Below are 12,235 nucleotides of genomic sequence, written 5' to 3'. Positions count from 1 at the left end.
CATGAAGAGCAAGCATCAATTTGTCTACGCATTCCTGTTGCAAGGCGCTGTAGTATTTTCTACCATTTTACTATCCGTTGGTGATGTTATCGCTCAAGTTTCGCCATCTCCGACAGTCACTCAACAACCGCAACAGCAACAAGTCCGAGAACTAGTCCAAACAGAAGTAGATCGGGCTTTTGGTCGTACGCGTAGTTTACTAAATATTTGGGTAATTATACTGACTGTATTTCCTGTCGCTGTGATTGCTTCTTTTTGGCTATTGCGGCGGGCTGTAGTGCGTGAAATCGTAGATAAAGCGACACAGCAGTTCAAGGAATTAGAAGAATTACAAAAGCAACTGCTGAGTGTGAGACAAACTGCACAACACAGTATCCAACAAGCCAAAAATCTGACGACTGATTTAGAACAAGAAGCCAAAGCGGTACGAGAACAGATTATCTCTGTAATTCCATCGGAAATATCTGAGTCAAAAGTACATTTATTAACAGAATTAGAAGCACAAATAAATACATCTAAACAACAATTAAAAAATATAGAAGCAGAATTTGGCGCTCGATTGTCGGAATTAGAAATAGATGCTCAACATCAGAAAAATATCACGCTTGATACTTTAGGAAAATTAAGATCAGAACTGATATCAGAAATCTCTGATTTTAAATATGAACATCAAAAACAAAGAGAAGAAACTTTTGCCGAGTTAGACGCGTCTCGACATGAATTCACTTCTCAATTAACTACTTGGCAGTCAGAAGTTAAACAAAAAAATGAACAAATTAGAGAAAATTTAAATAAAACTCAGTTAGAATTTGCGGCACAATTATCTGATATTAAAACAGGAACTCAACACCAGAAAGAACAATCTTTTGCGATATTAGAACAATCAATCACAGAATTAACATCAAAAATTACTGAAATTCAGTCTGATACTCAAAAAGAAAAACAGCGAGTTATAGCAAATATAGAAAATTTACAAACAGAGTTTGCTGGAAAATTAGCAGAGTATCAATCAGCTAATCAACAGAATCAAGAACAAACAGTTGCTGACTTAGAAAAATCACGACAACAATTTAGAAATATATTAGCAAAATGGCAATCTGAACTTGAGGAACAGCAACAGCAAGTTTTAGCAAATGTGACTAACTGGCAATCGGAATTTGCGACACAGCTTGCTAATTTCAACGTCATTAATCAACAACAAAAAGAGCAAGCTTTTGCAGATTTAGAAACTTCCAAACAAGAGTTAATATCGCAATTTGCATCTCAATTAGCTGGCTCAAATTTGGCATTAGAGGAACAAAAGCAACAAATTATTGCAGGTTTGAAAAGTTTACAATCAGAATTTTCCTCTCAATTATCAGAGTTAAAAACAGAGACTCGACAGCAAAAAAAACAAGTTTGGGCTGAAGTAGAACAATCAATATCTGAGTTAACATCTCAATTGAATAATGTGCAGTCAGAGACTCAAGAACAAAAGCAACGAGTTCTAAAAAGATTGGAAAAATCGCAAGCAGATTTTACAGCCCAGCTTACACAATGGCAGGTAGGAACTCAACAACAAAAAGACCAAATTTTGGCGGAAATAGATAAAACAGTATCTGAGATTAAGTTTCAACTCAGTGATGTACAAACAGAAGCTATCCAGCAAAAGCAGCGTATCATTAAAAGGTTGGAGAAATTACAGACTGAAATTGGATCACAAATCTCTAAGTTGTTGATAGACGTTAAACGTAGTAAAGAATTAGTAATTGAAAATCTAGAAAAATCAGGTTCGGAATTTGCTTCTCAGTATTCTGAATTACAGTCAAATGCACAATTACAAAAACTGGAAATTATAGAAAAGCTAGAAAAAATTAAGTCAGATTTTCTCTCACAACTTGCCCAATTACAAACAGAAGCTCAACAACAAAAAGAAGAAACTCTTAAACAATTAGCTGAAATTACACCTCCAGTAAATTTAGAATCTGTGACTGTAGAAGTGCAAGAAATATTACAGCCAGCACCCTTACAATCAGTAGATTCAGAAACTACTGAAACGCAGGATATATTGACTGTTGATGATTACCTTAAACAAGCAGATGTGGTGTTTGCAGAAAAACGTTATGAAGATGCGATCGCTCTCTACAAAAAAGCAATTAAACTTAATCCAGATGAGCCGCTAATTTGGTTGAAGCGGGGTATTGCTTTGGGAAGATTAAAACAATACCAAGATGCGATCGCTTGTTACGATCAAGCCTTACAAATCAACTCTGAATATCATCAAGCTTGGTGTGACAAAGGCGTCGCACTAGGATTATTAAAGCACCAAAAAGAAGCTTTTCAATGTTTTGATAGAGCCGTAAAAATTAAACCAGATGATGCTGTGGCTTGGTTAAACCGAGGATTAGCCCTAGAAGAATTAGAAGAATACGAAGAAGCGATCGCATCTTTTGACACAACACTACAATTAAATCCTGACTCTTACAAAGCCTGGAATAACAGAGGTTACGCTTTAGTTATGCTTGGTGATGACGATGAAGCAATTCAAAGCTTTGATCGCGCCTTGAATATTAAACCAGACTACGCCAACGCCTATTACAACAAAGCAGCCTGTTATGCTTTACAGTCCCAGCTAGAATTAGCTTTAGAAAATCTCCAACAAGCAATTAATCTCAATCCCAGATATAAAGAACAAGCGGAAACCGACATAGATTTTGAATTAATTGCCAAAGAAAAACGCTTTCGGCAGTTGATTGCATAAAATAAAATGCAAAGATAGCTAACAATAATTAATAACTATTGGTCTGACAATCTAACTTTGAAGGGTAAAATAACGAACCACAAAGAACACAAAGAACACAAAGAACACAAAATTCAATTCACATATCATTATGCCTTTTGCCATTGACACTCAAGACACAGCAGCTATCGAAGCAGCACAAACCAGAGTTGCAATATGCGATCGCTCACACTGGGGACGAATTAAAGTATCTGATGGCGATCATCTGCGCTTTCTGCATAATCAAAGCACAAATGATTTCCAAACACTGCAACCAGGACAAGGCTGTGATACAGTTTTTGTGACATCAACTGCTCGTACCATTGACTTAGCAACAGGCTATGTCATGGAAGATGCAGTCCTACTTTTGGTTTCACCTAACCGTCGTGAGTATCTGTTACAGTGGCTAGATCGTTATATCTTTTTTGCTGACAAGGTACAACTGACTGATGTCACTGATGAAACTGCGACTTTCAGTTTGATTGGACCAGCCAGTAACACCATTATTGAAAAGCTAGGTGGTAGCGCCATTATTGGTCAATCCTACGGAAATCACCAAGTATTTGATGGTATAGATATTGCTGTGGGTAGTGGTTTAGCTTCTCCTGGCTACACTCTGATTTTGCCAGCGTCCATTAAAGAAACCCTCTGGAATCAAATTGTTGAGTTAGGCGCAATACCGATGAGCGATCGCGCCTGGGAAGTGTTACGAATTACACAAGGTCGCCCCGTTCCAGAGCAAGAACTGACTGATGATTACAATCCCTTGGAAGTCGGTTTATGGCAGACAATTTCTTTTAACAAAGGTTGTTATATCGGTCAAGAAACTATTGCCCGTTTAAATACTTATAAAGGTGTAAAACAATACCTTTGGGGTCTAAAACTGAGTGCTGCTGTCGAACCAGGAACAGCAATTACAGTAGGGGATGAAAAAGTTGGTAAATTGACTAGTTGTATTGAAACTGTCGATGGTTATCGTGGTTTAGGCTATATCCGTACTAAAGCTGGTGGTGTCGGTTTGCAAGTTAAAGTTGGAGAAGTTGCAGGTGAAATAGTAGAAGTTCCCTTTGTTTCTCACGAATACCCAGAGTGAATAGGGATCGGGGATCGGGGATCGGGCATGAATCAGTTAACAGTGAGCAGTTTAATTTGATAACTGATAACTGATAACTGATAACTGATAACTGATAACTGATAACTGATAACTGATTTATGACACGCCTATACCCTTACCTCCTTGCACCCCTTTTTCTTGACTATTCCATAACTTCATTGACTGGGAAGCGATCAATTAACTGGATAGCACGTAAAGCATTACGCACCAAGGAGTCTGACATATAAGGTACGTGGGGAATTTGGGATAATAAATCCAGTGTCCGCCTCAAAATCCGTACGACATCACCTTCGTCTAGACTGGTATTGTCGCACAGTTCAACCCAATCCATCCCTAATGCCCACTTTTCTACTAAAGCGATTAATTCAAACTCCAACCACATGGGTAAAGCGACGTTATAACGGCGTTGTAGTTGGAACATTTTGCGGCGAATTCCACGCAATTTCGCTAAGGCTTCTGCAACTTCATCACTAAGTTCAAAGCGCACTCTACTATCTGGACGGGGAGTTTCTGTCACTAATGCTGCTGCTGCTGCTGCTAAACAGTGGGGGTCGAGGTTATCTAGTTCTCCACTAGCAAGGGCTAAACCAAGCCACAATTCATTTTCACCCCGAATTGCTGCGGCAATTTGTCCTAATTGTGTAGGTAATAAGTTATCTAAGGCTTCAAAATATTGCAAAATTTCAATCAGGTTAAGAAACTCTTCCCAATGTCGTTGGGACTGTTGCTCTATCTGTGTTTGCAATTCTTGAATTTCTTCTTCTAGTTCAGCAGCCCGTACTTTTCGTTTGAAAATAGTACCGACATTGCCAGTTTTATGCAGTGGGTGAGCTTCTATTTGCTCTCGTAAACTTGCAACCACATGGAGTTGTTCTACTACTTCAGGCGGTGTGTGTAGAGATTCCTCTGGTTCGGGAATTTGGCTAGCGATCGCTCTACTTTCTTCTTCACCACGACAGGACTGTCCTGGCTTTAAATTCATCTGTGCAGGTGGTAGCAAGTCAGGAGGTACATCAATTCTCGGTAATTCTGCATATAAATTGACTACATCTGCTGTAGTTGCTACATACCAACGGTTATCTCTCCCTAAACACACTAAATAATGTGTTTGGCTAGCACCTTGGGTTTTGCCGACTAGTACTGCGGTTACTGGCAGAGACATTGTTAAGTATTTACCTTTTAGACTAAGTAATGTCCCTGAAACGGCAAAGTTGAGCATCATATTTAATTCTTCTTGTTGCCCTTCGTCTGCTTGCTCTTGCAGTGTGTTTAATAATTTTTGTTCTACTTTCAGGCGTTGTCGCAGTTTTTCATAGCTAGCGATTTCACTTTCTTCTACCTCAGCAATTTGTGTATTAATTTCCTCTAATTCTGCTTGCAACTGGGCAATATATTGCTGCCTTGGTTGGAGATGCACATTTGCTAAATACTGACCAAAGCTGCGCTCGATGAGTTCTCTAGCTTCATCAAGAGTATGAATTTGCAGCAAGTTCAATACCATGCCATAACTGGGCGTAAAATGGCTGACCAACGGGTCTGGTTTTTTGATTGCCAAAGCTGCTGCGTGTTCTGCTCCCTCAAAGGGAGTTTGCAATGTCACCACATGACCGACTTCATCCATACCCCGACGCCCCGCTCTTCCTGCCATTTGCAGAAATTCAGAAGCTGTCAACATCCGGTGTCCAGTATCAGTACGCTTGGATATGCTAGAAATCACTGTTGTGCGAGCAGGCATGTTAATTCCTGCTGCTAGGGTTTCTGTGGCAAATACGACTTTAATTAGTCCTTGCTGAAATAGTTCTTCTACTAGTACTTTCCACGCAGGTAAAATCCCGGCGTGGTGTGCGGCGATACCACGATAGAGGGGAGCAATATGTCCGGCTCGCCCCGCGTCTGGGTTACGGCTGAAAAAGTCGTCAATTTGTCGCCGTAGTTGCTGCGCTTCTTGCTCATTTACCAACCACATATCACCGACTTCTGCCACTGCTTTATCACAGCCGCGACGGCTGAATATAAAGTAGATTGCTGGCAGCATATCTCGTTGCTGGAGATGACTAAGAATAAAATTTATACTAGGTGCTTCCGGTCTGCGATTGCCCTTGCCTTTTTCTAATTCTTTTTTTCTGTTTCGTTTGAGCAGACGCGGGTTAATTTGGGTTTTATTGTCATTCAGCAGTGGAAATACCCCTTTGAGATTTCCAAAGTGAAATTCCAAAGGAACGGGGCGAAAATCTGAGTAGATCAGATCAGTCGGGCCGTGGACTTGATTCAGCCAGTCGGTGAGTTGTTCACTATTGGCGACAGTTGCTGATAGAGCAATCAGTTGAATTTCGTGGGGACAATAAATGATCGATTCTTCCCAAACTGTTCCCCGTTGGCGATCATTCATGTAGTGGCATTCGTCTAACACCACTGCTTCCACGTCTGTTAAGGAGATACCAACTTGCCCAATGGGTGTGCCATAAAGCATGTTGCGGAAAATTTCTGTAGTCATGACTACAATTGGTGCATCCCGATTGATGGAAGCATCTCCTGTTAACAACCCAACAGCATCAAAGCCGAATTGTTCACGAAAATCACGTAATTTTTGGTTAGAAAGTGCCTTCAGGGGGGTAGTGTAAAATACCCGTTTTCCTCGCGCCAAGGCACGATAAATACCATACTCTCCAACTAAGGTTTTACCCGAACCTGTTGGCGCACAAACCACCACAGAACTTCCAGCATTGAGAGAAGCGATCGCATCTAGCTGGAACGCATCCAGTTCAAAAGGAAATACAGAACTGGGGTCTACTTCTGAAGACAGTGCAGAATAATTCACTCAATCACAATTGCAACCAGACTTTTACTATATTATATGAGGCCTTAGCAAGTAGGGCATTAGGGATCGGGGATCGGGGATCGGGAATCGGGGATCGGGTATCGGGCATGGGACATGAATTAGTTAACAGTTAACTGTTAACTGTTACCAGTTTAATTTGATAACTGATAACTGATTAATTGTCCCCCTTGTCTCCCTTGTGTCCCTTGTCCCCTTTCCCCGATCCCCAATCCCCTTCATTTCCCCAACTCCTGAGAACGGATGGTAGCAGCTTTGACTGCTTCAATCAGAGCAGAGCGAAATGCTGAACGTTCTAGCTGGGCAATACCAGTAATTGTGGTTCCGCCGGGACTGGTGACACGATCTTTGAGTTCTGCGGGATGGAGTTTAGTTTCATGTAATAACTGAGCAGTTCCCAAGACTGTTTGTAAAGCTAGTTGATTGGCGATCGCTCTGGGTAAACCTGCGGCGACTCCTCCATCTGCAAGTGCTTCTACCATTAATGCTACATAAGCTGGCCCACTACCTGATAAACCAGTGACTGCATCCATTTGTGATTCTGGTACTTCTACTACTTCCCCCACTGCTGAAAACAACTTCCGTGCTATTTCCAGATGTTTAATGTGGGTATAAGCACCAGGAGTAATAGCAGTAATCCCTGCACCTACGGTTGCTGGCGTATTTGGCATTGCTCGAATTACTGGTAATTGCCCAAAAGCTGCTTCTAAATTGGATAAAGTTACACCCGCCAATACAGAAACCACTAGCGGTGAATGTCTTTGATCAAGGACATCCGCTAATTCTTGAGCGATCGCACTGAAAACCTGGGGTTTAACAGCTAAACATATTACATCCGTTGTTTGGCTAAAAACCAAGCGATTATCACCTGTCACAGCCACATTGTACTGCTCTGCTAAAAAACTTTGGCGTGTGGGCTGTGGTTCACTAACCATCACTTCTGATGGATGATAAATCGAGCGAGCAATAAGGCGGGATAATAAAGCTTCTCCCATTACCCCGCCGCCAATTAATCCAAATTTATGAGTCATTAGTAGAGACGCGATTAATCGCGTCTGTACAATAGTCATTGGTCTAGAGACGCGATTAATCGCGTACAATAGTCAATAGTCAATACTCTGGACTGTGGACTCTTGACTTTTGACTAATTTTAGTTTATTGTACCATGCGATTGGGTTCGCTTCCCCAAGTTTGATTACCAGGTACGGGACGTGGTGTACGTAGTGGTGGTTGAGGTACTTCGTGAAGAACTCCGCCTTGGGTACTGACTTGGACGCAACTGGGTGTAAACAAAAAGATGCTTTCGCCAATACGTTCTTGATGTCCATCCAATGCGTAAGTGCCACCTGCAACAAAATCAACAGCTCGCTGTGCTTGATCAGGGTCCATGATTGTCAAGTTTAATACCACTGACTTTCGCTCTCGTAAGGCTTGAATTGCCTGTGGCATTTCTTCAAAAGTACGTGGTTCTAGTACTAAAACTTCTGAAATACCATTAATAGCACCGGGCATACCAATAACATTACTCATTGTTTTTGCAGAAGCAGTTGCTACATCTGGATTCGCATTCATTGTAGGCATGGGTTCACGCCAACGTCGATTGGCTGAGGTAGCTTCTTGGGGTACAGGCTGTTGATTTTGCTCCTGATACAGATTCTGATAAGTTTCTGCTTCAGGTTCTTCTTCATAATACTCGTATTCTACTGGCTCATTTAAACCAACAAAGTCTCTCAGTTTAGAGAAGATATTGTTCATAGTGTTACGCTCCTGGTGCAAATCACCTTCTGGGATCTGACAACAATTAATGCTGCCTACCTATGCCGCTACACAGAGCGGACGCTTTTGCAATTCTATAAGTTGTTTGTAACATGTACTACGGCGCAAACTGTTGAACGAACGCCCCCCTAGAACGTTTGTATCTAGCTTGCACGCAATAATGAGTCAAGATTATAGCCTAACTATTTTTGAATGCAAAGTTGCTTTAACCCCAAAGTTTTTATGTGTTTGCTTTTGTTTATACTTTATACTCAGTTATTTGCTACACCAACATCTTTGATAATTTATTTGCAACAATTCTTAATAAAGCAAATCTTAGCATCTGCTATCTCAAAATTACAGAAAACAAGGCTCAATGTTTCATTTATTGCCAAACTCAGATGAAAGCCAGAAAGCAAAAAACCGTAGAGACAGCTTTGAAAACCGACCTCTACGGATTTAATTCTGTAAAAAAAATAATTTTTAAGGACAGAATAATCAACAGATCATCAAAATCGTGAACAAGGGATAAGGGAAGAGAGACAAGGGAGAATTATTTAACAAGTCTGTTCCCCATGCCCGATGCCCAATGCCCAATTTACGCACTACGCTCTCCAAACAAGATTGTTCCTAAACGCACCATCGTTGCACCTGCTTCTATGGCTAGTTTATAATCACCTGACATTCCCATTGAAAGATGCTGCATTTGAATATGGGGCCAGTTTTGTTCGCGGATTTCTTGAGCTAGTTCACGTGTGCGATTAAACACTGCCATAATTTCCTGCTCAGTTAGCCTCAGAGGCGGAATTGTCATCAAACCTTGAATTTGTAAATTTTTGCATTGATTCAGTGTTGGTAAGTCAGCTAAAAGCTGAGGTACACTCCAACCCGACTTATTGGGATCAGGAAGAATTTTGACTTGCAGACACACATGAGGACTCACGCCTATTTGCTGCGCTAACTCGTTCAAGCGCTGTGCTAGCTTCAAATTATCTACTGAGTGAATCCACTGGAAATTTTCTAAGGCTTTTTTGGCTTTATTGCTTTGCAAGTGTCCAATAAAATGCCAAGTAATATCAGATAAGTCTTGTAACTCTGCTTGTTTTGCGATCGCTTCTTGAATGCGATTTTCGGCAAAATCTCGAATTCCCGCAGTATAGGCAGTACGAATGACATCAGTTGGTACTTGTTTGCTAACTGCAATCAACCGAACTGAAGGTGGTAGTTCTGCACGCACAGTATTAATACGTTCGCTAATCGGGCTGCTCATTGGAAGGTGCGTTGGAAGATACTTTGCAACTGATCGTACTCCTGAGCTTGTCCTGTACGACGTAGATTACGCAAGCGATTTTCTAGCAACATTCTGGCTTCAGTACGTCCTATCGGCTGAAATTTGACACCTTTAGCGTCAGTTATTACTAAAAAAAATAGGCGTTGAGCATACAGTGTAGTGAATAACTCTTGGTTTTCATCCACCATACAGATCCTATAGAGCAAACCCCAAGTTGGATGATTGATGTAAGTTTCTGAGCTTTCTGGGTTCATTTAAATACTTGAAGGTAAGAATAGTATAGATAGTATGTTTTCGCAGTTGAATGCCAAGATTGGTGAGGCTGACAGTTTCATTTGCAAAAGTCAGGGGTAAAACAAAAGGTGGAACCTCCTGGAGGGGATAAGGGGAAAAGGAACTTAAAAGCCTTTGGACTCTGACCTTTTTCCAAACTAATAATAATGCCTTTACCCTCTCTCTAACTTTTACCTAAACTGTAGATAATGCGTAGCTAAGGCATATTGCTGTCGTAATTAAAGGCACTAGCATTTGGGGTAAAGCGTTCAGAGGGCTTGAGGAGGTAGAGACATGAAAGGAAAATTTGCCCATTCCCTCCTGTTTTACTCTCATCCTCTGTTTGTTTCCCCTCTACCAATGCTGCCATAATTGCCGTCTTTTTGTTATACAAATTCGCAAACAGCCTACCAATAGGTCAATGGTCAATGGTCAATGCTCACTCCTTATACTCCCCTATTCCTGATTCCTGATCCCTGATCTCTGATCCCCTAAAACAGTTGCTAGCGCTTGTAGTTGTGCTTGAGCTTTGTGTAAAGATTCATGCCATTCTCGTTCGGGATCGCTGTCTGCGACAATTCCTGCTCCCACTTGTCCCCAGACAATATATGTGCTTGGAGTACTTGGTGTGCTTGGTGTGTAAATTGGGCATTGGGCATTGGTTTTTTTCTCCGCGTCTAGTGCGTCTCTCTGCTCCCTGCTTCCTTGTCTTCCTTGTCCACGCCACGTGCTACAACGCTCTTGACCCGCGCAACGCAGTGGCTCCCCTTGTCCCCCATGTTCCCCTTGTCCTTCGGAACAGGGAGCCAAAAGCAGAGTACGAATTAAGATGTTTAAATCCAAGTTCCCTTGCCAATCTAAATAGCCACAGGAACCATAGAACAAGCTACGCCGTACAGGTTCTAGTTCTTCGATAATTTCCATACAACGAACTTTGGGACAGCCTGTGATTGTACCACCAGGGAATATGGCACGAATCAAATCAACAGGGCTAACATCATCTCTGAGAGTACCTGTGATGTTGCTAACCAGATGCATAACGTGACTATAGCGTTCAATAGTCAGTAATTCATCAACGTTCACACTTCCCCATTCACACACCCGTCCTAAATCATTACGTTCTAAATCCACTAACATGATATGTTCGGCACGTTCTTTGGTGTTATTGAGTAAATCTTCTGCTAATTTTTGGTCTTGTTCTGGCATCATCCCACGCGATCGCGTTCCGGCGATCGGTCTGGTGGAGACATGAAATTTGGTGTCTGTATGTCTTTGTGATTTTACTAACCTCTCTGGTGAACAACTAATGATTTCTCCCCACGGTGTTTGAAAATAGCAAGCAAAAGGAGAAGGATTGATTTGCTGCAAAGCACGATATATCTCCCAACCAGAAACAGTTGTTTGTGTTTCAAACCGTAACGAGAGATTTGTTTGAAATATGTCTCCAGCCTGAATGTATTTTTTGGCATGGTTAACTGCTGCTTCGTATTCTTCTTGAGAACTGTAGAAGCGCAGAGTATTAGAGGGAGAGAAAGGGGACAAAAAGACAGGGGGAGATGGGGGTTTTATGAAAAATTTCTCCGTGTCTTCGAGTCTTTTAGTTTCCGTGTCTTCTTCCAACTTTCTCTCTAATTCATCGAATTCATCGGGGCTACTGGCGGCTAACCATAAGATTTGCTCCCAATGATCTAAAACGGCAAAACTATCTGGTTCGTACCAAAAAGCAACCGGAAATGGTAATGAATCAGATTTAGTGTATGGTAGCTGCTCAATTTCTCTGGCGATATCATACCCTAACCAACCTAGCCAACCACCCGTAAAGGGGAGGTGAGGAGATAGGGAGGTGTGAGGAGGAGCGTGAAAAATATTTTCTCCCCCTTGTCCTCTTACTCCCCCTACTTTTTGTTGCAGTAACTGTTCGAGAAATGGTAAAACTTCTCCCAGCGCCGGAGTCCACATTTGGGGGTATCCATCTAGATAACGAGGAGCGCCTGCACAAATAGAATAACGGGATAGTTGAGGGTTATCTGTTGGTGTTGGGTATGGACTTTCTAATAAAGTTGCTATTCCTAATGTCTGTTTATAACCAAATAAAGCAGCGAAAATATCGGAACCAGTGCGATTTCTTAAAGGAAGCGATCGCCAATACCAAGGTTGTATCATAAATTTGACTAACTCAATCAGCAGTAATCTAGGAGATAATTGAAA

General features: G+C 41.5%; 8 protein-coding genes. 2 read left to right on the top strand and 6 right to left on the bottom strand.

Features of this window, described 5'->3' with window-relative positions:
• Position 1: 1 nt before the first annotated feature.
• Positions 2 to 2,740: a tetratricopeptide repeat protein gene (locus ACE1AT_RS12325; protein WP_374868632.1), complete on the top strand. Its 2,739-nt coding sequence runs from the start codon at positions 2 to 4 to the stop codon at positions 2,738 to 2,740.
• 124 nt (positions 2,741 to 2,864) lie between these two features.
• On the top strand, positions 2,865 to 3,851 hold the full coding sequence (locus ACE1AT_RS12320) for a YgfZ/GcvT domain-containing protein (RefSeq protein WP_374868674.1): 987 nt from the start codon (positions 2,865 to 2,867) through the stop codon (positions 3,849 to 3,851).
• Between the two features lie 163 nt (positions 3,852 to 4,014).
• On the opposite strand, the gene ACE1AT_RS12315 is transcribed toward ACE1AT_RS12320, so the two are convergent.
• The 6 genes from ACE1AT_RS12315 to ACE1AT_RS12290 form a co-directional block, all read right to left on the bottom strand.
• The gene (locus ACE1AT_RS12315) at positions 4,015 to 6,690 is read right to left on the bottom strand and encodes a DEAD/DEAH box helicase (RefSeq protein ID WP_374868630.1); all 2,676 of its coding nucleotides are present in this window, start codon (positions 6,688 to 6,690) and stop codon (positions 4,015 to 4,017) included.
• 236 nt (positions 6,691 to 6,926) lie between these two features.
• Positions 6,927 to 7,739 carry a pyrroline-5-carboxylate reductase gene (proC, locus tag ACE1AT_RS12310; protein WP_374868628.1) on the bottom strand — a complete coding sequence of 271 codons (813 nt, stop codon included), beginning with the start codon at positions 7,737 to 7,739 and terminating at the stop codon, positions 6,927 to 6,929.
• A gap of 124 nt (positions 7,740 to 7,863) precedes the next feature.
• Positions 7,864 to 8,463, bottom strand: coding sequence for a cell division protein SepF (locus ACE1AT_RS12305; protein WP_374868626.1), 600 nt, complete (start codon positions 8,461 to 8,463; stop codon positions 7,864 to 7,866).
• Positions 8,464 to 9,061: 598 nt separating this feature from the next.
• Positions 9,062 to 9,733: a YggS family pyridoxal phosphate-dependent enzyme gene (locus tag ACE1AT_RS12300; protein ID WP_374868624.1), complete on the bottom strand. Its 672-nt coding sequence runs from the start codon at positions 9,731 to 9,733 to the stop codon at positions 9,062 to 9,064.
• Positions 9,730 to 10,008, bottom strand: coding sequence for a transcriptional coactivator PipX (gene pipX / locus ACE1AT_RS12295; protein WP_016860526.1), 279 nt, complete (start codon positions 10,006 to 10,008; stop codon positions 9,730 to 9,732). The genes ACE1AT_RS12300 and pipX overlap by 4 nt, the downstream gene beginning before the upstream one ends.
• A 475-nt stretch (positions 10,009 to 10,483) precedes the next feature.
• Complete coding sequence (locus ACE1AT_RS12290; RefSeq protein WP_374868621.1) at positions 10,484 to 12,190, bottom strand: anthranilate synthase component I; 1,707 nt, start codon at positions 12,188 to 12,190, stop codon at positions 10,484 to 10,486.
• Between the last annotated feature and the right edge of the window lie 45 nt (positions 12,191 to 12,235).

It is taken from the genome of Pelatocladus sp. BLCC-F211 (assembly GCF_041928655.1).
In the GTDB taxonomy this organism is placed as follows: domain Bacteria; phylum Cyanobacteriota; class Cyanobacteriia; order Cyanobacteriales; family Nostocaceae; genus Pelatocladus.
Note: the sequence above shows the minus strand (reverse complement) of the source record. Positions and strands in the feature narration are given on the sequence as shown.

Bases quoted from the DNA above. Each gene is read 5' to 3' on its own strand.
- ACE1AT_RS12305 (WP_374868626.1), bottom strand. From the start codon at position 8,463: ATGAACAATATCTTCTCTAAACTGAGAGACTTTGTTGGTTTAAATGAG.
- ACE1AT_RS12300 (WP_374868624.1), bottom strand. From the start codon at position 9,733: ATGAGCAGCCCGATTAGCGAACGTATTAATACTGTGCGTGCAGAACTA.
- proC (WP_374868628.1), bottom strand. From the start codon at position 7,739: ATGACTCATAAATTTGGATTAATTGGCGGCGGGGTAATGGGAGAAGCT.
- ACE1AT_RS12290 (WP_374868621.1), bottom strand. From the start codon at position 12,190: ATGATACAACCTTGGTATTGGCGATCGCTTCCTTTAAGAAATCGCACT.
- ACE1AT_RS12325 (WP_374868632.1), top strand. From the start codon at position 2: ATGAAGAGCAAGCATCAATTTGTCTACGCATTCCTGTTGCAAGGCGCT.
- pipX (WP_016860526.1), bottom strand. From the start codon at position 10,008: ATGAACCCAGAAAGCTCAGAAACTTACATCAATCATCCAACTTGGGGT.